The sequence below is a fragment of the Pseudomonas sp. SBB6 genome (assembly GCF_024213215.1).
GTDB classification, from domain to species: Bacteria; Pseudomonadota; Gammaproteobacteria; order Pseudomonadales; family Pseudomonadaceae; genus Aquipseudomonas; species Aquipseudomonas donghuensis.
Map to the genome: position 1 here is coordinate 1 of NZ_JANAVH010000023.1, position 22,842 is coordinate 22,842.

Below are 22,842 nucleotides of genomic sequence, written 5' to 3' on the forward strand. Positions count from 1 at the left end.
GCTTGAAATGCTCTGAGTACTTGCTCATAACTCCCCCAAGGGTTGGATTGGTGTCCAACTTCTTGGGGGCAGTCCAGTAAGGGCTCCTGCAGACCCCACACTGGATCAGGGCACGCCGAACCTGTGGGAGCTGGCCTTGCCAGCGATGGAAGGCGCAGCCTTCCTGATCACAGAACCTTGAGGATGGAGTAATTCTGGGGTACGCCGCCGAGCACCAGGCTCACCTCATCCTCTTCAACCTTGCCGATCAAACGTTGCCCCAGTGGCGAGCGCGGGGTGATCACCGTGACCAGTTGCGCCCCTTGGCCAATCTTCAGCCCGGCGCCTTCGGGCCCTAGAAACAGCTGCTGGCAAGTGCCGTTTTCGGCCTCGAGGGTCACCAGGTTGCTGACCTGGATCCCGCGTTGCGGGTCATAGTCGCGCAGCAACAATTGCTGATACGCCGCCCGCGCCTGACGGATTTCCTCCATGCGCCGGGCTTGCCCGGTGGCCAGGTACGACGCTTCAAGGCCCAGGGTGTCGTACTTGTTTTCGGCGATGTTCTCTTCGGCGGTGGCCGCTTCATAGGCGGTTTGCGCGGCGCGCTGGGCGACATCCAGATCAAAGCTCAGGGTATCGATGATGCGTTGCAGCAGGTCGGCTTTGGTCATGGGGTCAGCTGCAGAATTCAAGAACGAGGGCACGGCTTTTTTCGGTCGGCGCGGTGCGGTTCTGTTGCAGCCAGAACTGGCATTTGGGGTTGGACAGATTGCGCAGGCTGCCTTGCGCCTGCTCTTCGGCCTGCTGTACTTGCTGGTTGCGCAGGATCTGTTTGTATTGCTCGAACATCTGCTTTTGCGAGTCGGCTGTCTCCGGCGACGCCGGCGCCGTGGCTGGCGGCGCAAGCACCTGGCTGATCGGCTGCACCGTCTCTGGCAGCAGTCGCCCGGCCAGCCACAGGCTCAGGGCAATGGCCACAGCGCCAAGCCACAGGCCTAGCGCAATGCACAGGATCAGTTGCAGGGGTTTTAGGGTGATCTTCAATTCGCGAGGGCGGGGCATGATGGCCTCCTGGCCAGGGCACGGGTTGCCATTGTCGCACGGTGCAATGGATTTTTTTCCTGCCACGCTTTTGTCAGCGATGATTTACCCGGACAATCGGCGCTTTTTCCAAGGGGCCAGCGATGAAAGCGCGGTGGGACATCTTCTGTTGTGTCGTCGATAACTACGGCGACATCGGCGTGACCTGGCGCCTGGCCCGGCAACTGGTGGCCGAGCAGGGCCTGGCGGTACGCCTGTGGGTGGATGACCTGAAGGCGTTCGTGCGTATCTGCCCCGAAGCCCAGGCCGACGTCGCCCAGCAATGGCAGCAGGGCGTGGATGTGCGCCAATGGCCTTCCGATTGGCAGGACACTTCGGTAGCTGATGTGGTGATTGGCGCTTTCGCCTGTCAGCTACCGCCTGCCTATGTGCAGGCCATGCTCGAACAACCCCGTGCGCCATTGTGGCTGAACCTGGACTACCTCAGCGCTGAAGACTGGGTCGAAGGTTGCCATGGCTTGCCGTCGCCCCAGGCCAATGGCTTGCGCAAGGTGTTTTTCTTCCCAGGCTTTACCGCCAAGACCGGCGGCTTGCTGCGTGAGGCGAGTTTGCTGCCACGTCGCCAGGCGTTCGAGCAGGACCCGACAGCACGCAAGGCGTTTCTGCAGGGGTTAGGTGTAGCGCCAGAACGCAATGCCCGGCTGATTTCGCTGTTCGCCTACGAAAACCCCGGCGTCGCCAGCTGGCTGGGTGCCCTGGCTGCCGACAGCCGCCCTAATCACTTGCTGGTGCCCGAAGGCCGGGTGCTGGGCGACGTTAAGGCCTGGCTCGGCGAGCAGGCGCTGAGCGTAGGCAGCATTGCCCGGCGCGGAGCCTTGACCGTGCAGATCCTGCCTTTTGTCAGCCAGGACGATTACGACCGGCTGCTCTGGTGCTGCGATTTCAACGCGGTGCGTGGCGAAGATTCGTTCGTCCGCGCACAATGGGCCGCACGGCCGCTGCTCTGGCACATTTATGTGCAGGAAGAATATGCCCACTGGGAAAAACTCGAAGCGTTTCTCGATCTGTACATCCAGGGACTGTCCGCGTCCGCCGGGGCCGCGCTGGTACAATTGTGGCGTGCCTGGAACATGGACAACGACATGGGCCAGGCCTGGCAACAGGTGCTGGCGCACTGGGACGAGCTGGACCAGCACGCTCGCCGCTGGAGCGCGGTGCAAGCCGCTCAGCCGGACCTTGCCACGGCGCTGGTACAGTTTTACCGAAATTGGCTATGATATGCGGCCTCGATTTTTGTAAATCCATCCAAATTCGGATATCTCGCAATGAAAACTGGTAAAGAACTGAAACCCGGTACCGTACTGCGGATCGACAACGACCCGTGGCTGGTTCAGAAAGCTGAATTCACCAAGTCGGGCCGTAACAGCGCGATCATGAAGACCAAGCTGAAGAACCTGCTGACCGGCTACAAGACTGAAACCGTCTACTCGGCCGATGACAAGCTGGACGACGTGATCCTGGATCGCAAAGAAGCGACCCTGTCGTTCATCAGCGGTGACACCTACACCTTCATGGACACCACCGACTACACCATGTATGAGCTGAACGCCGAAGACATCGAGGCCGTTCTGCCATTCATCGAAGAAGGCATGACCGACGTCTGTGAAGCCGTGTTCTTCGAAGGCCGCCTGGTTTCGGTTGAACTGCCGACCACCATCGTTCGCCAGGTTGACTACACCGAAGGTTCCGCTCGCGGCGACACTTCGGGCAAGGTCATGAAGCCTGCCAAACTGAAGAACGGCACCGAGCTGAGCGTTGCTGACTTCATCGAGATCGGCGACATGATCGAGATCGATACCCGTGAAGGTGGCTCCTACAAGGGCCGCGCCAAGTAAGACTGGCGTTCACAAAAAACCCGGCCTTGGCCGGGTTTTTTTATGCCTGGTGTTTTATCGCTCAGACAGTGACATGCAAGCGTACATCAACGTTGCCACGGGTGGCATTGGAGTACGGGCAAACCTGGTGGGCAGCTTCAACCAGTTTCTCTGCCTCAGCCTGTTCCAGCCCCGGCAGGTCGATGTTCAGGTCGATATCCAGACCGAAGCCACCCGGAATCTGGCCAATACCAACCTTGGCAGTGATCGAGCTCTCGGCCGGCAGGGCCTTTTTCTGCTGGCCGGCAACGAACTTCAGGGCGCCGATAAAGCAGGCCGAGTAGCCGGCGGCAAACAGTTGCTCGGGGTTGGTGCCGTCGCCACCTGCGCCGCCCAGTTCTTTGGGGGTGCTCAGCTTGACTTCCAGCTTGCCGTCGCTGGAGCGCGAACTGCCGTCGCGGCCACCGGTGGATTTGGCTTGGGCAATGTACAGCGGAGTGACCTTTTGCATGATGAGCCTCGCTTGTGAGTTGCGCCGCGGCGCTGAGTGGGTACGGAAATTAAATTAGCGCGCAATTATTTAGTGCGCAAGATAATTTTTCGACTGACCTACCAACGGTCATTTCTCAGCATAGCGCTCAGAGGTTTTTTTGCAGGTTGGCGCGCAGTTCCAGCAAATCGGCCTGCAGCTGTTGCAGGCGTTCGAGGTTCTCGCCGCTGGCGGCCAGAATGCAGTGGGGCACGTCTTTGGCCCGGGCTTGCAGGGCTCGGCCCTGATCGCTCAGTTGCACCAGCACCACCCGTTCATCTTCGCGGCTGCGACTGCGCTTGAGCAGGCCTTCGGCTTCCAGGCGCTTGAGCAACGGCGTCAGAGAACCCGGATCGGTCAGCAGGCGCTGGCTGATCTCCCCGACGGTCAAACCGTCCTGTTCCCACAGCACCAGCATGGCCAGGTACTGTGGATAAGTCAGCCCGAGTGTGTGCAGCAGCGGTTTGTAGACCTTGGTCATCAGCAGCGAAGTCGAGTGCAGGGCAAAGCACACCTGGTTGTCCAGGAGCAGTTCGTCGCAAGGAACAGGCGCTTTAGGGTCGGCGTTCATGCACATCCTTCAATGGGTTGGGTCCTTTAAATTTAGCACGCAGGTCATTAGCGCACTTACTGCCAGTGCAGCTCGCTTTGCAGCGCCAGGTCCCACGGCGGGATCGGGCTGAAGCGGTGCTTGAGGAATTCGAGCAGCAAACGGCTGCGAGAGTTCGTTTCATGTTCCAGGCGCAGGGCATAGATGCCGCTGCTTTCGGCGCTGGGCAGGCCGTTGTCACAGAATAGCGGCAGCAATTCGCCACGCAGCAGGTATTCGCTGATCAGCCAGGTGGGCAGGTGGGCAATGCCCAGGCCTGCAAGGGCGCCGAACAACAGGGTTTCGGCGTTGTTGGCACTCATGCGCATGCGTGTTGGGCGATACAGGCGCATCTGCCCCTCGACCGCGAAGCGCCAGGCGAAGGGCGGGGCCAGGCCGTCCCAGTCCAGGCCGTGGTGTTCGGGCAATTCAGCTGGGCTGGCGGGAATGCCGCGCTGGGCCAGGTAAGCGGGGCTGGCGCAGGCAATGCGGACCATGTAGGCCAGCGGTGTGGCCACCAGGCGGGTATCGGCCAGGGGGCCTGCGCGCAGCACCAGGTCGACTTCGCCCAGGTGCGAGCCGTGCAGGTCGACGAAGCTGTCGATCAGGCGCAGTTGCACATCCAGCCCGGGATAAGCCACCAGAAAATCGGCGATGGCCGGGGCCAGGTGGCGGCGGCCGAAGGCGGCCGGGGCGTCGATGCGGATCAGGCCTTCCGGGGCATTGCTCAGCGATACCGCTTCAGCGCGGGCCAGGCGCAGCTCTTCGACAATCCGTCGGGCGCGTTCGGCAAAGGCATTGCCCGCCGGAGTTGGCCGTACCGCATGGGTGCTGCGCACGAACAGGCGGCTGCCGACCGCGTTTTCCAGGGTGTCGATACGCCGCGCCACCGCCGAAGGCGTCAACGGATGGCGCCGGGCGGTGGCGGAGAAGCTGCCGGTTTCCAGTACATCAAGAAACAGGCTGAGTTGTTCGGTCAGGGCATCGGGGTTCATGCTGCAGTCTGCTTTTGCGTAAATAGCATAGCCATTGTGCGTTGCTGTGCGTTTCCCCGCTAGCACCAGCTCGGTAGCATGCACCGATTGGTATTTCAGAGAGACGGCAATGATCGAGTGGGCGATGTACATAGCGCTGGGCGCGGCACTGGGCACGGTGGGCGGATTGTTCGGCATCGGTGGCGGGCTGATCGCGATTCCGGCGCTGGGGGTGTTGTTCGGCCTCGACCAGCAACTGGCCCAGGGCACCGCGCTGGTGATGGTGGTACCGAATGTGCTGCTGGCGCTGTGGCGGTATCACCAGCGAAATCGCATCGTACTCAAACATGCCTTGCCGCTGGCCGCGACCAGCTTTGTTTTCGCCTGGCTCGGTTCGATCTGGGCGGTGGGTGTGGATGCCCAGGCCATGCGCTTTGGCTTTGTGCTGTTTCTGGTGGCGCTGGCCGCCTGGAACCTGGCGCGGATGTTCATGCGTACGGCGCAACCCTCCAGTGAACTGCGCCAACCCTGGCCGTGGCTGGGCGTGCTGGGCAGCGGCGCCGGGGTGCTGGGCGGCTTGTTCGGCGTCGGTGGGGCAGTGGTGGCGACCCCGGTGCTGACCAGCGTGTTCGGCACCACCCAGGTGGTTGCCCAGGGGTTGTCACTGGCCCTGGCAGCCCCCAGTACTGCTGTCACCTTGCTCACCTATGGCCTGCATCAGCATGTGCAGTGGAGCATGGGCATCCCGCTGGCTATCGGTGGCCTGCTGAGCATCAGCTGGGGCGTGAAACTGGCTCACGCCCTGCCGGAAAGAGTCCTGCGTTCACTGTTCTGCGGCTTTCTGGTGCTCTGTGCGGTGATGCTGGCCTTCAAGATCTGAAGCCTTCGATGATGTAGTCGGCCAGGCAGTCGGTCATTTCCGACTGCGTGGTGCGATTGCGCAGCAGCATGATGCTGGCGGTGGGCAAAGGTGGCAGGCCTTCGGCTTCGCCAATGATCTGCAGGTCGCTGGTGATCAGGCTCTGCAGCTGCGCGGTGACTGCCAGGCCGGCACTGACCACGGCCATGATCGCCGCGGTGCTGGCGCTGGTGTAGGCGATCCGGTACTCCTTCTCGATGGCATCCAGGGCATTGCAGGCCCAGGTCCGGCAATAGCAATCGCAGTTGAACATCGCCAGCGGCAGAGGGTTGTGCTCATGCGGGCAGAAGCCCTGGGCCTGTACCCACACCGCGCGCTCGCGGCGTAGCAACTGGCCGATTTCGTTGCCCGGTTCGCGGGTGATGATGGTCAGGTCCAGATCCTGGCGTTGCATCAACTGCCGCGAGCTTTCGCAGTGCACTTCGACCTGAACCAACGGGTAGGCCTGGGCGAAACTGGACAGGATGCCCGGCAAAAAGCGCATGGCGTAGTCGTCCGGTGTACCGATGCGCACCACCCCGACCATGTGCGGCATGCGCAGGGTATTGAACACCTCGCCGTGCAGCTTGAGGATGCGCCGGGCGTAGCCGAGCAGCACCTGGCCCTCGGCGGTCAGGCGCACCTGGCGGCCATCGCGCTCGAACAGCTGGCGCTGGATGATGTCCTCCTCCAGGCGCTTCATCTGCATGCTCACCGCCGACTGGGTGCGGTTGACCACTTCGCCGGCACGGGTGAAGCCGCCGTGTTCGGCAATGGCGACGAAGGTGCGCAGCACGTCGGAATCGATACTCTGGTACTGGGACAAGGCATCAATCTCCTAGATGTATTACATAAGAAACATTCGTTGGATTGATCTTATGCCGGACCTGACACTGTCGTCATCCCAACAGGAGGGTAAGACGATGAAAGGTCAGAAATCGCTTGTTCTGCAGTACTCAACGTCCCAGCACAGCTGGTTTTACCAGCTCACCCAAGTCGCGGCCCAACGGCTGATGCGTTGGCGCCAACTGCACCGCGAGCGCCGCGAACTGGCGCGCCTGAGCGATGCGGCACTGGACGATATCGGTCTTAGTCGGGCTGATATCCTGCGCGAGGTGGAGCGGCCATTCTGGGAGGATCCACTGAAAAAATGAGTCGCATCATCGAGGTGCCACGACTAGTGTAAGTGGGCTTGTTCACAAGGAGCCGGGCATGCCCACCACACAGTCCCTTTCCCTGGCCCAGGCGCGCCGCCTGGCGTTGTCCGCACAAGGCTTCAACACTCGCCAGACAAGCGCGTCGATGGGGGCCGCGCAGCTGAAGCGGATGATCGAACGCCTGGGTGTGGTGCAGATCGACTCGGTCAATGCCCTGGTACGCTCCCACTACCTTCCGCTGTTTTCCCGCCTTGGCAGTTATCCACAGGCGCTGCTTGATCAACTGGCCTGGGGCCGCAATCATCAACGCAAACTTTTCGAGTATTGGGGGCATGAAGCCTCATTGCTGCCGCTGGCGCTGTATCCGCTAATGCGCTGGCGCATGGACCGTGCGCGCCAGGGCCAGGGCATCTATCAACAGCTGGCGCGCTTTGGCCGCGAGCAGCAAGCGACCATCGCCCGGGTGCTGGCGGCAGTGACCGAGCAGGGCGCTCTGGGCGCGGGCAGCCTGTCGACCCGCCAGGAACGTGCCGGCCCGTGGTGGGACTGGAGCGCTGAAAAGCACGCGCTGGAATGGCTGTTTGCCGCGGGATTGGTCAATGTCGCCGGCAGGCGCGGTTTCGAGCGCCTGTACGATTTACCCGAGCGGGTGCTGCCGGCGGCATTGCTTGAGCAACCGCCAATGAATGAGGCCGACGCGCAACGCGGACTGTTACTGCATGCCGCGGGTGCGTTGGGGGTGGCTACCGAGAAGGACCTGCGAGACTACTTTCGCCTGGCCCCCGGCGACAGCCGCGCACGGCTGGCCGAGTTGGTCGAGGCGGGCGCATTGCAGGCCTGTGCGGTGCAGGGCTGGACGCAAGCGGCATACTGCCTGGGTTCGCCACGGGTGCCGCGCAAGGTGAGCAGCAGCGCCTTGCTCTCGCCCTTTGACTCGCTGGTCTGGGAACGGGAGCGCACCGAACGTCTGTTTGACTTCCGCTACCGGCTGGAGATCTACACGCCTGCGCACAAACGTGTGTACGGCTATTACGTGCTGCCGTTCCTGCACAACGAATGCATTGCCGCACGGGTCGACCTGCGTGCCGAGCGCGCTAACGATTGCCTGGCGGTACACGCGGTGCATGAAGAGCAGGCGGGGCTGGATGAGGCGGGCATGCAGGCCCTGGCTGAAAACCTGCAGCGCATGGCCGCCTGGCTGGGCTTGGCCGAGGTGCAGTTGAATTGCCCGCGTGCCAGCGCCGCACGCTTGCGCGAGGCGCTGGCACGCAGTGATCTCAGCGACGTACCTGCTTGAGGGTTTCGGCAATCAGGAAGGCCAGTTCCAGCGACTGATCGGCGTTCATCCGCGGGTCGCAATGGGTGTGGTAGCGGTCGGAGAGGGCGTCTTCGGTAATTGGCCGGGCGCCGCCGATGCACTCGGTGACGTTCTGCCCGGTCATCTCGATATGAATCCCCCCGGCATGGCTGCCTTCGGCCTGATGGACCTGGAAGAACTGCTTGACCTCGCTGAGGATCTGGGCGAAATCGCGGGTCTTGTAACCGCTGCTGGCCTTGATGGTGTTGGCGTGCATCGGGTCGCAGCTCCACAGCACCTGGCGCCCTTCGCGTTCGACGCTGCGGATCAGGGCCGGTAGATGTTCGCCGACCTTGTTCGCCCCCATGCGCACGATCAGGTTGAGGCGGCCGGGGTCGTTGTCCGGGTTGAGCACGTCGATCAGGCGAATCAGCTCTTCGCTGTTCATGCTCGGGCCGACCTTGACCCCGATCGGGTTGTTCACCCCGCGCAGAAACTCGACATGGGCGCCATCGAGCTGGCGGGTGCGGTCGCCGATCCAGAGCATGTGCGCCGAGCAGTCGTAATAGTCGTTGGTCAGGCTGTCGCGACGGACGAAGGCTTCTTCATAGTTCAGCAGCAGCGCCTCGTGGGCGGTGAAGAAGCTGGTTTCGCGCAACTGCGGCGAGCCGTCCAGGCCACAGGCACGCATGAAGGCCAGGGTTTCGTCGATGCGGTCAGCCAGCTGGCTGTACTTTTCTGCCAGCGCCGAGTTGGCGATGAAGTCCAGGTTCCACTTGTGCACCTGATGCAGGTCGGCGAAACCGCCCTGGGCAAAGGCGCGCAGCAGGTTGAGGCTGGCAGTGGACTGGTGGTAGGCCTGCAGCAGGCGCTCCGGGTCCGGGATCCGGCTCTTTTCATCGAAGCCGATGCCGTTGACGATGTCGCCGCGGTAAGCCGGCAGGGTGACCCCGTCAATGGTTTCATCGCCTGCCGAGCGCGGCTTGGCGAACTGCCCGGCCATGCGCCCGACCTTGACCACCGGGCAACCGGCAGCAAAGGTCATGACAATGGCCATTTGCAGCAGCACCTTGAAGGTGTCACGAATCTTGGCTGCCGAGAACTCGGCGAAGCTCTCGGCGCAATCGCCGCCTTGCAGCAGGAACGCGCGGCCCTGGGTGACCTCGGCGAACTGACGGCGCAGTTCCCGGGCCTCGCCGGCAAAGACCAGCGGCGGGTAGCTGGCCAGGGTCTGCTCGACCTTGAGCAGGTGCGCGGCATCGGGGTAGCTCGGTTGTTGCTGGATCGGCAGGGCGCGCCAGCTGTCAGGACTCCAGGGGTGGTTCATCACGGGCTCGATCTGGTCGGAAAAGGGCTGTCTGCCATGTTAACAGGTGCCACGTACCTTGTTGCACTGGCGCCATTGACGGACAATGGCGGTTTTTGCTTGGTACAGCGGCGCCTGCCGGGAGACAGCATGACAGAGGAACGGGTAGAGCGGCTGCTGGCCCAGGTCCACGATCAGTACGGCACCATCAGCGTGCTGGAAGTCGATGACTATCGCTTTCTCGAATTTGGCGAGGCGATCGAGCAGAGCTGTGTGTTCACCGCCGACCCGAGCTGGCTGGAGTACGACTACACCCGGGCCATGCTGATTGGCGCGCTGGCCCACCCCGAACCCGAGAGCGCGCTGTTTCTGGGCCTGGGTGCCGGTACCCTGACCCAGGCGTGCCTCAAGTTCCTGCCGCTGGAAGACGTCGAAGCCATCGAACTGCGCCCGGATGTGCCGCGCCTGGCCATCGAGTACATGGGCCTGGATGATGATCCGCGCCTTTATATCCGCATTGGCGATGCGATGGAGCTGCTGGAAACCGCCGAGTCCGCTGACCTGATTTTCGTCGACCTGTACACCGATCATGGCCCGGGTGTTGCGCACCTGGCCTGGCGTTTTCTGGAGGATTGCCAGAAGCGTCTGAATCCCGGCGGCTGGCTGGTGATCAACCAATGGGCCAGCGATGACGGCAAACCGTTGGGCGCTGCGTTGTTGCGCGGGCTCTACCATCGGCATTACTGGGAACTGCCGGTCAAGGAGGGTAACGTCATCCTCATGGTGCCGGCTGACCTTGAGCAGCAGCTCAATCTGCCCGGCCTGACCGCCAGGGCCGAGGCCCTGGCGCCACAACTGGGCTACTCGTTGCAACCGCTGATCGGCGCGATTCGCCCGGCGTCCTGAGGCGCGTCACTGTGTCACTGGCGGAAAATCGATTCAGCCGCCAGCATCGTTAACTTCCCGGGCCCGCCGTAACGTGGCCTGGCGCTGGCGTGTTTGATTAAAAAAATCTCCCGTGAATTGCGAATTCAGGTATAGTACGCGCCGGTCTTTCACCGGACCTCGTTTAAGGTAGTGCAATTCCCCGAAGCCAGCTTCGGCTGCGCGTCCGCCCCGCGGACTCTCCTTGACGTTCCTTTTTTTCTTCAATCGTTTTCGCAAATCCCCGCCGACAAAGCTGCCAGGGTGACCTTCGGGTCTTACAAGGCATGTGCAGCTTTGGAGCATGGGTCTTTGCGGATGCACTTAGAGGCAGACCCATGACCCAGGAAACCGGCGGCTTCGCCGCTCTCGATCTTCATCCAAGTATTGTTGCCGCCGTTGTGGCTACTGGCTACGAAGAGCCATCGGCCATTCAGCAGCAATCGATCCCGATTATTCTTGCCGGTCACGACATGATTGGTCAGGCGCAGACAGGTACCGGTAAAACCGCTGCCTTCGCTCTGCCAATCCTGCACCGCATCGACCCGAGCAAGCGCGAGCCGCAAGCCCTGATCCTGGCGCCAACCCGTGAGTTGGCGCTGCAAGTAGCCACCGCTTTTGAAACTTACGCCAAGCAGATGCCGGGCGTTACCGTGGTGGCCGTATACGGTGGTGCCCCGATGGGCCCACAACTGAAAGCAATCCGTAATGGCGCGCAAATCGTCGTTGCTACCCCTGGCCGTCTGTGCGACCACCTGCGTCGCGACGAGAAGGTCCTGGCAACCGTCAACCACCTGGTGCTTGACGAAGCCGACGAAATGCTCAAGCTGGGCTTCATGGATGACCTCGAAGTAATCTTCAAGGCCATGCCGGAAAGCCGTCAGACCGTATTGTTCTCGGCCACTCTGCCAGCCTCGATCCGTGCCATCGCCGAGCGCCACCTGCGCGAGCCGAAGCACGTCAAGATCCAGACCAAGACCCAGACCGTTACCGCCATCGAACAAGCCCACCTGATGGTCCACGCCGACCAGAAGGTTTCCGCTGTCCTGCGCCTGCTGGAAGTGGAAGAGTTCGACGCGCTGATCGCCTTCGTGCGGACCAAGCAAGCCACCCTGGACCTGGCCAGCGCCCTGGAAGCCAAAGGCTACAAAGCCGCTGCGCTGAACGGTGACATTGCCCAGAACCAGCGTGAGCGCGTGATCGACTCGCTCAAGGATGGCCGTCTGGACATCGTCGTCGCCACCGACGTCGCTGCCCGTGGTCTGGACGTACCGCGCATCACTCACGTGTTCAACGTTGACATGCCGTACGACCCTGAGTCCTACGTTCACCGTATCGGCCGTACCGGCCGTGCGGGTCGCGAAGGCCGTGCGCTGCTGTTGGTTACCCCGCGCGAGCGTCGCATGCTGCAGGTGATCGAGCGTGTGACCGGTCAGAAAGTTGCCGAAGTTCGCCTGCCGAACGCTCAGGCCGTTCTCGATGCCCGCATCAAGAAGCTGACCAACAGCCTGGCGCCGCTGGTTGCCGACGCTGAGTCGACCCACGGTGATCTGCTTGATCGCCTGACCGCCGACATCGGTTGCAGCCCGCGTGCCCTGGCCGCTGCCCTGCTGCGCAAGGCTACCAACGGTCAGGCCCTGACCCTGGAAGCCGTCGAGAAAGAGCAGCCGCTGGTTCCGACCTACACCCCGCGTGAGCGTACTGGCGACCGTCCAGAGCGTGGCGAGCGTGAGCGTCGTGCACCGATGCCGCTGGGCGAAGGTCGTGCTCGCTGCCGTACCGCGCTGGGCGCGCGTGACGGTATCGCCGCCAAGAACCTGCTGGGCGCCATCCTCAACGAAGGCGGCCTGGCCCGCGAAGCCATCGGCCGCATCCAGGTGCGCGACAGCTTCAGCCTGGTCGAGCTGCCGGAAGAAGGTCTGGAGCGTCTGCTGACCAAGCTCAAGGACACTCGTGTTGCCGGCAAGCAGCTGAAGCTGCGCCGCTACCGCGAAGACTGATCCGCGAGCGATAAAAAAATCCCCGACTGGTTCGGGGATTTTTTTTTGCCTGTGCCGGTCTGTGGAGCTGTCCGTGGGAGCAACTGTCTGTAGTGGGAGTGTGTATCCATCCTGTGGGAGCTGGTCTTGCCAGCGATCGAGCGCGCAGGATCAGTCGAACCGGTAGATATCCATCCCCAACGCGCCGAGCGTAAACCCCTGGTGGGCAATCCCGAAGCGCCCACCTGCACCCCGGGCGAAATACAGCGGCAACAAGTGCTCATCACTCGGATGGTTGCGCACTGCAAACGGCGCCCGCTGGCGGTAGTCATGCAGGGCAGGGGTGTCGTCGGTTGCCAGCTTGTCGATCATCCAGTCACGAAATGCCAGGGCCCAGGGCTCGACGCTGTCCGGACCGGCCTGCCAATCCAGTTCGCGCAGGTTGTGGGTGATGCTGCCTGAGCCGATCAGCAGGATGCCTTCTGCGCGCAGCCCGGACAGCGCTTTGCCCACCCGTTCCTGCAGCTGTGGGCCCAGCTGGCTGGGTAGTGAAACCTGTACCACGGGAATGTCGGCGGCCGGGTACATCAGCGACAAGGGTACCCAGGCGCCATGATCGAACGGTCGCTTGGGGTCCAGGCGGGCCGGCAGGCCGGCATCGCACAACAGATGCTTGAGGCGTTCGGCCAGCGCCGGCTCGCCGGGTGCGGGGTATTGCACGGCAAACAGGGCGGCGGGAAAACCGCCGAAGTCATGCCAGGTCTCGGGGTGGGGATGGCTGGATACCCACAGCTCGCGGCTTTCCCAGTGCGCCGAGACCACCACGATGGCCTTGGGTCGCGCTAGTTGCCTTGCCAGGCGCTGCAGGGCCGGGCCGCTGGCGCCTGGCTCGAGGGCGAGCATCGGCGAGCCATGAGAAATAAACAGGCTGGGCAGCATGGGGAGCGTCCTGAAGGTTAAGATGGATCTATCTTCAGGCAGATCATTGATCTAATTCCAATATAAGTTTTTGCATAATCTTATCGAATAATTCGAGGTATGCCATGCAGGCAGAGTTCTGGCACAAGCGCTGGGCAGACAACCAGATCGGCTTTCATCAGGGGCAGGTCAACAGCTACCTGCAACAATACTGGCCGGCCCTGGGCCTGGCGCCCGGCAGCAAGGTGCTGGTGCCCCTGTGCGGCAAAAGCCTGGACCTGGCCTGGCTGGCCGGGCAGGGCCATCGGGTGCTCGGCATCGAGCTTTCCCAGCGTGCCGTGGAGGACTTTTTCAGCGAGCAGCAGTTGCAGCCTGAGGTCGCTCAGCAAGGTGTGTTCACGGCCTATCGCAGCGGTAATCTGGAGCTTTGGTGCGGAGATTTCTTTGCCCTGAATGCTGAAGATATCGCTGACTGCAGTGCGCTGTATGACCGAGCGGCGGTGATCGCCTTGCCGCCGGCGTTGCGCCAGCGCTATGCCGCGCTGCTCAGCGGGTGCCTGGCGCAAGGTTGCCAGGGGCTGTTGATCACCATGGATTACGACCAGGCCCTGCTGCCGGGGCCGCCTTTTGCCGTGGTCGATGCAGAGGTGCAGCAGTTGTTTGCTGACTGGCAGCCTCTTGAGCTGGAGGCGCGGGACATTCTCGCCGAAAGCCCCAAATTCGTTCAGGCCGGAGTGCCGCAGCTGTCCGAGCGGGTGTACCGCCTGCAGCGCTGAAATGCCAAAGGGCGACCGAAGTCGCCCTTTTTTGTTGCCGGTGTCCGATCAGCCGCGACGGCGCAGGGCTTCGATACGGTCTTCCAGCGGCGGGTGGCTCATCAGCAGGCCAGCCAGGCCCTGCTTGAGGCCGCCGTTGATGCCGAAGGCATTGAGGGTGTCGGGCATGTGCACCGGCACGCCTTGCTCCGAACGCAGGCGCTGCAGGGCGCCGATCATTGCGTTGGTGCCGGCCAGGCGGGCACCGGCTTCGTCGGCGCGGAACTCGCGTTTGCGCGAGAACCACATGACGATGATGCTGGCCAGGATACCCAGTACCAGTTCGGCGACGATGGTTGCAATGTAGTAGGCGATGCCCTGGCCTTCTTCGTTCTTGAAGATCACCTTGTCGACGAAGTTGCCGATGATGCGGGCAAAGAACATCACGAAGGTGTTGACCACGCCTTGCACCAGGGCCAGGGTGACCATGTCGCCGTTGGCCACGTGGCCGATCTCGTGGGCCAGTACGGCGCGCACTTCATCGGGCGAAAAGCGCTCGAGCAGGCCCTGGCTGACCGCTACCAGGGCATCGTTGCGGTTCCAGCCGGTGGCGAAGGCGTTGGCCTCGTAGGCCGGGAAGATACCCACTTCCGGCATCTTGATGCCGGCTTCGCGGGACAGTTCCTCGACGGTCTGCAGCAGCCATTGTTCGTGGCGGGTGCGCGGTTGGCTGATGATCTGGGTGCCGGTGCTCATCTTCGCCATCCACTTGGAGATGAACAGCGAGATCAGCGAGCCGGCAAAGCCGAACACCGCGCAGAAAATCAGCAGCTGGTCGAGTTTGAGGTCAACCCCGTTGGCCGCCATGAACCCGTTGAAGCCAAACAGGCTCAGGGTAATGCTGGCAATCAGCACAACCGCGAGGTTGGTGGCCACAAACAGTAAGATGCGCATCATGGTTGTTACGTTCTCCTGACGGATAAAAGTGTCACGTATGCGGGGTATATAAGGTGCGCGCTGCAGTGATTCAACCGGGCGACTATTTCAAACTGTGTACTTGCCTGTATTACAGACGAATTCCAGCAACCCGCACGCCAGAGCGGCGGGTGATGTCAGTGCTGAAAACTCGGTGTGTAAGGTCTGCGCCGCTTAATGGCGCAGACGATTCCATATCAACGGTAGGTTACTGCTGATATGTCTTCAGGAAGCTTCCGATACGGCCAATGGCCTGCTCCAGGTCGTCGACCCGGGGCAGGGTCACCACGCGGAAGTGGTCCGGCCACGGCCAGTTGAAGGCCGTCCCCTGGACGATCAGCAGCTTCTCCGAGAGCAGCAGGTCGAGGACGAACTTCTCGTCGTTGTGGATCGGGCAGACCTTCGGATCGATGCGCGGGAACGCATACAGCGCGCCCATCGGCTTGACGCAACTGACCCCGGGAATGCTGTTGAGCAGCTCCCAGGTACGGTTGCGCTGTTCGAGCAGGCGGCCTTGCGGCAGCACCAGGTCGTTGATGCTCTGGTAGCCACCGAGGGCGGTCTGGATCGCGTGCTGGCTCGGTACGTTGGCGCACAGGCGCATGTTGGCCAGCATGTCGATGCCTTCGATGTAGCTCTGGGCGTGATGCTTGGGCCCGGAGATGGCCAGCCAGCCGGAACGGAAACCCGCCACCCGGTAGGACTTGGACAGGCCGTTGAAGGTCAGGCAAAGCAGGTCCGGTGCCAGCGACGCGGTGCTGATGTGCACGGCTTCGTCGTAGAGGATCTTGTCGTAGATCTCGTCGGAGAACACCACCAGGTTGTGCTGGCGGGCCAGTTCGAGCATGCCCAGCAGCAGCTCGCGCGAGTACACCGCGCCGGTCGGGTTGTTCGGGTTGATGATCACCAGGGCCTTGGTATTGGAGGTGATCTTGGCCTTGATGTCGTCCAGGTCCGGGAACCAGTCGGCCTGCTCGTCGCACAGGTAGTGCACCGGGTTGCCGCCGGCCAGGCTTACCGCGGCGGTCCATAGAGGATAGTCCGGAGCCGGGATCAGCACTTCGTCGCCATTGTTGAGCAGCGCCTGCATCGACATCACGATCAGTTCGGAGACGCCGTTGCCCAGATAGATGTCTTCGATGCCGACACCTTCTACCTGCTTTTGCTGGTAGTACTGCATGACTGCCTTACGCGCGCTGAACAGGCCTTTGGAGTCGCTGTAGCCCTGGGCAGTCGGCAGGTTGCGGATCACGTCCTGGAGGATTTCGTCCGGCGCCTCGAAACCAAAGGGCGCCGGGTTGCCGATGTTCAGCTTGAGGATGCGATGGCCTTCCTCTTCCAGGCGTTTGGCGTGCTTGAGCACCGGGCCGCGAATGTCGTAGCAGACATTGGCGAGCTTGTTCGATTTGCTGACCTGCATGATGTGATCCCGATTAGAAAAGATCGCCGCGCAATGCGCTGTGAAAACGTTTGAAATGCGTGTGACGCGGGTGCCAGACTGATGTCTGATGAGGCGCAATAATATACGTGCCGCCCGCCCTGTGGAAAAGCCATGGCGCGGGGTTTTTGGACAGATGAGGCCTGATGATGGAAAAACTCGAGAAAACCCTCGAAGAATGGCGCGCCATGCTCGACCCCGAGCAATACAACGTGTGCCGCCTGAAGGGCACCGAGCGGCCGTTCAGTGGCAAGTACAATGGCACCAAGACCGATGGCGTCTACCATTGCATCTGCTGCAACGAAGCGCTGTTCGATTCGAAAGCCAAATTTGACTCCGGATGCGGCTGGCCCAGTTTCTATGAGCCGATTGCCGACAGCGCGATGATCGAGATTCGCGACACCTCCCACGGCATGATCCGCACCGAGGTGACCTGCGCCAAGTGTGACGCCCACCTGGGGCATGTGTTCCCTGACGGCCCACCGCCGACCGGGCTACGCTATTGCATCAACTCGGTCTGCCTGGACCTGGTGCCCCGCTGATAAAAGGAGAAAGGTCATGGCCGACGCAATGCTGAAGATCCCCTGCATTACCCTCACCGGTGAGCAAAAAGCCCTGGCCGATTACCCTGCCAAGGTGGTACTGGTGGTCAACACCGCCAGCCAGTGCGGTTTTACTCCGCAGTACAAAGGCCTGGAGCAGCTCTGGCAGCGTTATCGCGAACAGGGGCTGGTGGTGCTGGGCTTTCCCTGCAATCAGTTCGGCAAGCAGGAGCCCGGTGATGCGCGGGAGATCGCGCAGTTCTGCGAGCTCAACTTCGGCGTCAGCTTCCCGTTGTTTCGCAAGATCGAGGTCAACGGCAGCGGCGCCCATCCGTTGTTCGTCGAGTTGAAAAAGCGCGCCCCCGGCTTGTTCGGCTCGCAAGGGATCAAGTGGAACTTCACCAAGTTCCTGATTGATCCGGCCACCGGCAAGGTCAGCCGCTATGCGCCGAGCACCAAACCGGACGCCTTGATCGGCTCGATCGAAAAGCTGCTCAAGTAGCTGTCAGCGGCACCCAGTGATCGATCAGCGCCAGCAGTTCTTCGCGGCGAAACGGTTTGGCCAGGTAATCGCTCATCCCCGCTGCCCGGCAACGTTCGCGCTCCTCGGGCATGGCGTTGGCGGTCAGGGCGACGATCGGCAGGTCTGGCCAGCGTCCGCTCTGGCGGATGCGCCGGCTGGCTTCGTAGCCGTCCATCACTGGCATGTTGCAGTCCATCAGCACCAGGTCGAACGGCGCCTGCTCCAGCTGTTCCAGGGCTTCGGCGCCATGGGCGGCGACGCTGACCTCGCAGCCGAGCTTGGCCAGCATGCCCTTGGCCACCAATTGATTCACCGGGTTGTCCTCGACCAGCAGGATGCGCGCGCGCCGTTCACTGTGCTGGGCACCGTCCAGTGGGGACTGGTTGACGTTGTCGGTGCCATGCAGGGTGCGCCGCAGCGTCTGATACAGGGCATTGCGCGCCAGCGGTCGCGCCTGCTGCTGCAGCGGCGCCAGGTGCGCGGCCTGTTCACCGGGCAGAAAGTTGCCATAGGCGGTCACCAGCAGAATCGGCGCGCTGATCTGCGGACGCAGGCTGAACAGGCAGTCCAGGTCATCGGTGATCAGCAGGTCTGGCTTTGCCTGCCCAAGTTGCGTCGGATGATCGTAGCGCTGGTAGTCCAGGCCCCAGCCGGGCAGCAGCGTGTGCAACAGTTCGGCCAGGCCGCTGCTGGCATTGCTGATTGCGGCAACGCTACCCTGCAACGGTTGTGCAGGGACTGCCGGGGTGTGGCTGGGCAAGGGCAGTTCGGCGCTGAACTGGCTACCGAAACCGGCTTCGGAGCTGATGCTCAGGCTCCCCTGCATGGCTTCGCAGAGGTTGTTGGTGAGCGCCAGCCCCAGGCCGGTACCGCCATACTGGCGTGTGATACCGGCACCGGCCTGAGTGAAGGGCTGGAAGATCCGCACCTGGGCTTCACTAGGGATGCCGATGCCGGTATCGCAGACGTCCAGGCGAATGCCGCCGGGGTAGCTGGTCAGGCGCACATCGACACGGCCGAAGCGGGTGAATTTCAAGGCATTGGACAGCAGGTTGCTGACAATCTGCCGCACCCGGGTTGGGTCGCCGAGTACCATCGAGGGAAACAGCGGATCGATCAGGCAGGTCAGTTCGACACTCGGTGCGGCGTTCTGCGACAGCAGATTGGCGGTGTCTTCGACCAGGGCACCGAGGTCGAAGGGGATGCGCTCGAGTTCAAGCTGCCCGGCGTCGAACTTGGACAGGTCGAGAATATCGTTGAGCAGCTCGACCAGCACTTTTCCCGAGTCGTGGGCGATCGACAGCTGTTGACGTTGCTCGGCGTTGAGCGGGCTGTCCAGGGACAGGGCGATCATGCCCAGCAGGCCATTGAGCGGTGTGCGAATTTCGTGGCTCATGTTGGCCAGGAAGGCCGCGCGGGCCTGAGCCATGTCCAGGGCGCGGCGCCGGGCGACTTCGAGCTCTTCATTGGACTGGCTCAGACGGGTGTTGCTGGCCTTGAGCTCATTGGTGCGCGCCGAGACGATGTTCTCCAGTTCGTTGAGGTAATCGGTCAGGCGGTTTTCGGCGTTGCGCCGTTGCTGGATCTCGGTGGCCATGCTGACGAACTGCTGGTTGGCGACCTTGACCAGCACGCCGATCTCGTCGAGCTCATGGCCCGGTGGGAACGACAGCTTGGACTGCGACGGATTGCGTGAGTCGCTGTTGCTCAAGGCGCTGATCACCCGTACCAGCGGTTGGGTCAGCATGATGTAGAACAGGCCGAGAAGAATGCCGGTCAGAATCAGGCTGCGCATGAAGCCGTTGAGCAAGGTGACTTCGGCACGCTTGAGAAAGCGGCTGCCGAAGGCAAAGGTGTCGACGTCCAGGAACAGCGTGCCCAGGGACTCGTCGGGCATATGGCTGAGAAACAGCCGGTCCTGGAACTGGCGTGACTCACTGAAGAGGAAGTCGCTGATCAGCCGGTAGCTGCTTTCCTGGCGTGGGCGCTGGACATCGGCGAGTACGGTGTCGTTGTTGTCGATCAGCCAGGCGCGGGTGATTGCCGGCGATTGCAGCAGGCCACGGGTCAGCTCCTGGGCCAGCTCGGCATCGATGTTGTACGCGATGCGCGAGGCCGGGTTATGGCTGATTTCCAGCAGCGACAGCATCTCGCGGTTGATAGAGGCGTCTTCACTGGCATAATCGATACCGATCTGGATGAGACTGAGCAATGTACCCAGGATGAAGCCGACCAGGACCGTCAGCCGGGCTTGCTTGTAGGACAGGCGATTGGTGAACTTGATATCCATGAGTCCCGAGCCAGTTTCACATTCCGTGCGCTGCGCAAGCATAGCCGATCAGTCCCGGCTGCTGGCACGCCCTGTCACACATTCAGCTATGCCTTTGTCCTTGCAACTGTCTTGAGGAAATTTTGTGGACTCTCGTTTGAATGCTTTTCTGGAACGTGCAGAAACCGTGCTTGCCCGCCTTGAGCCTTTGTTGCCGGCGGTGCGTGCGAACATCGACTGGTCGCAATGCCTGGCTGCGCGCTGGCAGCGTGATGGCCGCAGCGGCTACCTGATGCCGCTGGAGGTCAGCCTCGACATGCGCCTGTCCGACCTCATCGGTGTCGATCAGCAGCGCGAGCAATTGGGGCGCAACACCCGCCAGTTTCTTGATGGCATGCCGGCCAACCATGCACTGCTCTGGGGTTCGCGCGGTACCGGTAAGTCATCGCTGGTGCGAGCGCTGCTGGCCGAGCATGCCGAGGCCGGCCTGCGCCTGATCGAAATCGAGCGTGATCACCTGGCCGACTTGCCGCGGGTGGTTGAGCAACTGCAGAAACTGCCGCAACGCTTCGTGCTGTTCTGCGATGACCTGTCGTTCGAAGCCGGGGAGGGCGATTACCGGGTGCTCAAGAGCGTGCTCGATGGCTCGCTGGAGCAGGCCCCGGATAACGTGCTGCTGTACGCCACCTCGAATCGCCGCCACCTGGTGCCGGAGAAACAGAGCGACAACGAAAACTGGAAGATGGTCGACGGCGAGCTGCACCCCAACGAGGCGGTGGAAGACAAGATTGCCCTGTCTGACCGCTTCGGCCTGTGGCTGTCGTTTTACCCCTTCACCCAGGAGCACTTCCTCAACGTGGTCGAACACTGGATCAGCCAGCTGGCCCGGCGCGCGGAGCTGGTCTGGAGCCGCGATGAGGCGCTGGACATTCTCGCTGTACGCTGGGCGACCGGCCGTGGCAACCGTAACGGCCGATGCGCTTACCAGTTCGCCCGCTATTGGGTCGGGCTGAAACTGTTGGAGCAAAAACCATGATCGACCTCAACGCTACCGGCGCTGGCCTCGAAGGCTACGGCCTGCTGGCGGCCCAGCTGGAAGCCCTGTTTGCCGATGAGCGTGACTTCATTGCCAACGCCGCGCAGTTTTCGGCGTTCCTCTATAGCCAGGTCGATGACTTGAACTGGGCTGGCTTCTACCTCAATCGCAACGAGCAACTGGTGCTCGGGCCGTTTCAGGGGCAGGTGGCCTGTGTGCGTATTCCCTTCGGTCGCGGTGTATGCGGTGCGGCCGCGGCCAGCCGGGAAACCCAGCGGGTCGAAGACGTGCACGCATTTCCCGGGCACATTGCCTGTGACAGTGCATCGAACAGTGAGCTGGTGATCCCGCTGGTCAAGGACGGGCGCTTGATTGGCGTGCTGGACCTGGACAGCCCTAAGCTGGCGCGTTTCAGTGAGGTGGATCAGGCGGGGCTGGAGCGCTTGGCGGGGATCTTTCTGCGTTTGACTGATTGCTGACGAGCGCTTTGCGCTCGATCGCTGGCAAGGCCAGCTCCCACGGGATCTGTGTACACCGAACCTTGTGGGAGCCGGCCTTGCCGGCGATCGGGTCAACCAGCACTCAGTCGTAGATGACTTTCTTCTTCCAGTCTTCGGTGGTGTCGGTCTTCAGGCCTTCGGTCAAGGCGTTGGTTTCGTCCTCGGCCGGTTCCAGCTGGCTCAGCACCTGAGCGTTGGCCCGGGCCAGGAGCTTCTCCATGTACTCGAGCTGCTCGCGGTAAACCGCCGGGTCCGGCTGCTTGCGCAAGTACTGCACGCCGCGCTCGAACGCCAGGCGTGCATGCCCTGGCTGGTTTTGCTGCAGCGCCTGCTGGCCGAGGTTGTTGAAGAACTCGATGTGCAGCAGTACCAGGATATGGCGGATTTCCTTGACCCAGTACTTGGCCTCGTTGGTTGGCAGGAAGCCTTCCTGAGCAGCACGGGTAATCTGGTTATGCATGCCTTCGAGCAGGAAGCGGACATCCTTGGCCCGGGCTTCGGTTTGAATCGGCATCGGCGGATTGTTCACCGGCAGCGTCTCACCCTTGGCGATCAGCCCTTCGAGCTCGGCAATCCGCGCCCGGATGTCGCGGCTGTGTTTGTCCAGGGCCAGTCGGCGCTGGTTGAGGTTGAGTTCCAGGCGGGTCAGTAGCAACTTGAGTGCCGGGGTCATCAACTGGCCAGGAAAGGTTTCGGTGATTTCGCCACAACGGCGCAAGCGTTCGGCCAGCTCGATCTTCAGCCGGGCACGCTCGAGCTTGTTGTTCTCGACCACGTTGTTCAGGTAGCCGATCACGATCAATAACGCGATCCCCGCTACTATAAGCAGGGTGATCAGAAGTGGTGTCACCGTTAACGCCTCATACAGGATGATTTACTGTTTGAGTGTAGTGGCTAAGCTTTTAGCCGGATAGAGCTGTTTGGCGGTTGCCTGGGGGTAGTTGATGGCCTTTTGCTTTCAACCTGCCGTGGCTGCTGGGCCGAAGGCGGGTAGGGCGTCAGAAAAAAAACGTCAAGCTTAAGGCGCACGGTGGCCTGGCAGAAGGCTGCAAAGCTTCGCGAAGTCATTGATTTAAATAAATTTATACAGAGGGGTTGACGGCTTATCAAAGCATCCCTAGAATGCGCGCCACTTGCAGCGTAAAGCACACAGCGAAACGCGGCAGGGAGTGAATGTTGTAGTGTGTCCCCTTCGTCTAGTGGCCTAGGACACCGCCCTTTCACGGCGGTAACAGGGGTTCGAGTCCCCTAGGGGACGCCAATGCGGGAATAGCTCAGTTGGTAGAGCACGACCTTGCCAAGGTCGGGGTCGCGAGTTCGAGTCTCGTTTCCCGCTCCA

The 22,842-nt window shown here is 61.9% G+C and carries 23 protein-coding genes, 2 tRNA genes and 1 pseudogene; 14 read left to right on the top strand and 12 right to left on the bottom strand.

What is annotated here, in order from left to right:
- Positions 1-167: 167 nt before the first annotated feature.
- Positions 168-650, bottom strand: a complete 483-nt coding sequence (locus tag NLX68_RS26135) for an elongation factor GreAB (RefSeq protein WP_010226311.1) — start codon at positions 648-650, stop codon at positions 168-170.
- Between the two features lie 4 nt (positions 651-654).
- A complete protein-coding gene (locus NLX68_RS26140) occupies positions 655-1,041 on the bottom strand; it encodes a hypothetical protein (protein ID WP_254286403.1) in 387 nt (128 codons plus the stop codon).
- Positions 1,042-1,163: 122 nt separating this feature from the next.
- Between NLX68_RS26140 and earP the strand changes: the two genes are divergently transcribed.
- Entirely contained in the window at positions 1,164-2,297 is a 1,134-nt protein-coding gene (earP, locus tag NLX68_RS26145) for an elongation factor P maturation arginine rhamnosyltransferase EarP (protein WP_254286404.1), read from the top strand.
- Positions 2,298-2,345: 48 nt separating this feature from the next.
- Positions 2,346-2,915, top strand: a complete 570-nt coding sequence (locus NLX68_RS26150; protein WP_107026588.1) for an elongation factor P — start codon at positions 2,346-2,348, stop codon at positions 2,913-2,915.
- Positions 2,916-2,976: 61 nt separating this feature from the next.
- Here the strand turns inward: NLX68_RS26150 and NLX68_RS26155 are convergent, their stop codons facing one another.
- The 3 genes from NLX68_RS26155 to NLX68_RS26165 all read right to left on the bottom strand — a co-directional run bounded on the left by NLX68_RS26155 (position 2,977) and on the right by NLX68_RS26165 (position 5,007).
- Complete coding sequence (locus NLX68_RS26155; RefSeq protein ID WP_254286405.1) at positions 2,977-3,405, bottom strand: organic hydroperoxide resistance protein; 429 nt, start codon at positions 3,403-3,405, stop codon at positions 2,977-2,979.
- Between the two features lie 127 nt (positions 3,406-3,532).
- A complete protein-coding gene (locus NLX68_RS26160) occupies positions 3,533-3,994 on the bottom strand; it encodes a MarR family winged helix-turn-helix transcriptional regulator (protein WP_254286406.1) in 462 nt (153 codons plus the stop codon).
- Positions 3,995-4,050: 56 nt separating this feature from the next.
- The gene (locus NLX68_RS26165) at positions 4,051-5,007 is read right to left on the bottom strand and encodes a LysR family transcriptional regulator (RefSeq protein WP_254286407.1); all 957 of its coding nucleotides are present in this window, start codon (positions 5,005-5,007) and stop codon (positions 4,051-4,053) included.
- Between the two features lie 109 nt (positions 5,008-5,116).
- On the opposite strand from NLX68_RS26165, the gene NLX68_RS26170 reads away from it, so the two are divergent.
- Positions 5,117-5,866, top strand: coding sequence for a sulfite exporter TauE/SafE family protein (locus NLX68_RS26170; protein ID WP_254286408.1), 750 nt, complete (start codon positions 5,117-5,119; stop codon positions 5,864-5,866).
- On the opposite strand, the gene NLX68_RS26175 is transcribed toward NLX68_RS26170, so the two are convergent.
- On the bottom strand, positions 5,856-6,710 hold the full coding sequence (locus tag NLX68_RS26175; protein WP_233673642.1) for a LysR family transcriptional regulator: 855 nt from the start codon (positions 6,708-6,710) through the stop codon (positions 5,856-5,858). The two genes, NLX68_RS26170 and NLX68_RS26175, sit on opposite strands and share 11 nt — an antisense overlap.
- Positions 6,711-6,807: 97 nt before the next feature.
- Between NLX68_RS26175 and NLX68_RS26180 the strand changes: the two genes are divergently transcribed.
- Together NLX68_RS26180 and NLX68_RS26185 are read left to right on the top strand one after the other, a co-directional pair.
- The gene (locus NLX68_RS26180; protein ID WP_327438478.1) at positions 6,808-7,038 is read left to right on the top strand and encodes a DUF1127 domain-containing protein; all 231 of its coding nucleotides are present in this window, start codon (positions 6,808-6,810) and stop codon (positions 7,036-7,038) included.
- Positions 7,039-7,096: 58 nt separating this feature from the next.
- A complete protein-coding gene (locus tag NLX68_RS26185; RefSeq protein ID WP_254286410.1) occupies positions 7,097-8,338 on the top strand; it encodes a winged helix-turn-helix domain-containing protein in 1,242 nt (413 codons plus the stop codon).
- Here the strand turns inward: NLX68_RS26185 and NLX68_RS26190 are convergent.
- The gene (locus NLX68_RS26190; RefSeq protein WP_254286411.1) at positions 8,319-9,665 is read right to left on the bottom strand and encodes a class II 3-deoxy-7-phosphoheptulonate synthase; all 1,347 of its coding nucleotides are present in this window, start codon (positions 9,663-9,665) and stop codon (positions 8,319-8,321) included. The genes NLX68_RS26185 and NLX68_RS26190 overlap by 20 nt on opposite strands.
- 129 nt (positions 9,666-9,794) lie before the next feature.
- Here NLX68_RS26190 and NLX68_RS26195 point away from each other — a divergent pair, with 129 nt between their 5' ends.
- Both NLX68_RS26195 and NLX68_RS26200 read left to right on the top strand, forming a co-directional pair.
- Positions 9,795-10,550 carry a spermidine synthase gene (locus tag NLX68_RS26195; protein WP_254286412.1) on the top strand — a complete coding sequence of 252 codons (756 nt, stop codon included), beginning with the start codon at positions 9,795-9,797 and terminating at the stop codon, positions 10,548-10,550.
- Between the two features lie 322 nt (positions 10,551-10,872).
- A pseudogene (locus NLX68_RS26200) lies at positions 10,873-12,568 on the top strand (DEAD/DEAH box helicase).
- Positions 12,569-12,718: 150 nt separating this feature from the next.
- On the opposite strand, the gene NLX68_RS26205 reads toward NLX68_RS26200, so the two are convergent.
- Positions 12,719-13,486: a class III extradiol ring-cleavage dioxygenase gene (locus NLX68_RS26205; RefSeq protein WP_254286413.1), complete on the bottom strand. Its 768-nt coding sequence runs from the start codon at positions 13,484-13,486 to the stop codon at positions 12,719-12,721.
- Positions 13,487-13,590: 104 nt separating this feature from the next.
- Here NLX68_RS26205 and NLX68_RS26210 point away from each other — a divergent pair, with 104 nt between their 5' ends.
- Positions 13,591-14,241 (top strand): thiopurine S-methyltransferase, encoded by a 651-nt coding sequence (locus NLX68_RS26210; RefSeq protein WP_254286414.1) that lies wholly within the window; start codon positions 13,591-13,593, stop codon positions 14,239-14,241.
- Between the two features lie 48 nt (positions 14,242-14,289).
- Here NLX68_RS26210 and htpX read toward each other — a convergent pair whose 3' ends face one another.
- Both htpX and NLX68_RS26220 read right to left on the bottom strand, forming a co-directional pair.
- Positions 14,290-15,177 (bottom strand): protease HtpX, encoded by an 888-nt coding sequence (gene htpX, locus NLX68_RS26215; protein ID WP_036996500.1) that lies wholly within the window; start codon positions 15,175-15,177, stop codon positions 14,290-14,292.
- A gap of 226 nt (positions 15,178-15,403) precedes the next feature.
- A complete protein-coding gene (locus NLX68_RS26220; RefSeq protein WP_254286415.1) occupies positions 15,404-16,615 on the bottom strand; it encodes a pyridoxal phosphate-dependent aminotransferase in 1,212 nt (403 codons plus the stop codon).
- 167 nt (positions 16,616-16,782) lie between these two features.
- On the opposite strand from NLX68_RS26220, the gene msrB reads away from it, so the two are divergent.
- Both msrB and NLX68_RS26230 read left to right on the top strand, forming a co-directional pair.
- A complete protein-coding gene (msrB, locus tag NLX68_RS26225; RefSeq protein ID WP_254286420.1) occupies positions 16,783-17,175 on the top strand; it encodes a peptide-methionine (R)-S-oxide reductase MsrB in 393 nt (130 codons plus the stop codon).
- A 16-nt stretch (positions 17,176-17,191) separates the two neighbouring features.
- Entirely contained in the window at positions 17,192-17,677 is a 486-nt protein-coding gene (locus NLX68_RS26230) for a glutathione peroxidase (RefSeq protein WP_254286416.1), read from the top strand.
- On the opposite strand, the gene NLX68_RS26235 is transcribed toward NLX68_RS26230, so the two are convergent.
- On the bottom strand, positions 17,670-20,030 hold the full coding sequence (locus tag NLX68_RS26235) for a response regulator (RefSeq protein ID WP_254286417.1): 2,361 nt from the start codon (positions 20,028-20,030) through the stop codon (positions 17,670-17,672). The two genes, NLX68_RS26230 and NLX68_RS26235, sit on opposite strands and share 8 nt — an antisense overlap.
- An 82-nt stretch (positions 20,031-20,112) precedes the next feature.
- On the opposite strand from NLX68_RS26235, the gene NLX68_RS26240 reads away from it, so the two are divergent.
- Both NLX68_RS26240 and NLX68_RS26245 read left to right on the top strand, forming a co-directional pair.
- Positions 20,113-21,003 (top strand): ATP-binding protein, encoded by an 891-nt coding sequence (locus NLX68_RS26240; RefSeq protein WP_254286418.1) that lies wholly within the window; start codon positions 20,113-20,115, stop codon positions 21,001-21,003.
- A complete protein-coding gene (locus NLX68_RS26245; RefSeq protein WP_010226283.1) occupies positions 21,000-21,482 on the top strand; it encodes a GAF domain-containing protein in 483 nt (160 codons plus the stop codon). Before NLX68_RS26240 ends, NLX68_RS26245 begins: the two co-directional genes overlap by 4 nt.
- A 103-nt stretch (positions 21,483-21,585) precedes the next feature.
- Here NLX68_RS26245 and NLX68_RS26250 read toward each other — a convergent pair whose 3' ends face one another.
- Positions 21,586-22,353: a hypothetical protein gene (locus NLX68_RS26250; protein ID WP_254286419.1), complete on the bottom strand. Its 768-nt coding sequence runs from the start codon at positions 22,351-22,353 to the stop codon at positions 21,586-21,588.
- A 335-nt stretch (positions 22,354-22,688) separates the two neighbouring features.
- Between NLX68_RS26250 and NLX68_RS26255 the strand changes: the two genes are divergently transcribed.
- Positions 22,689-22,764 (top strand) — tRNA-Glu (locus tag NLX68_RS26255).
- Between the two features lie 2 nt (positions 22,765-22,766).
- Positions 22,767-22,842 (top strand) — tRNA-Gly (locus NLX68_RS26260).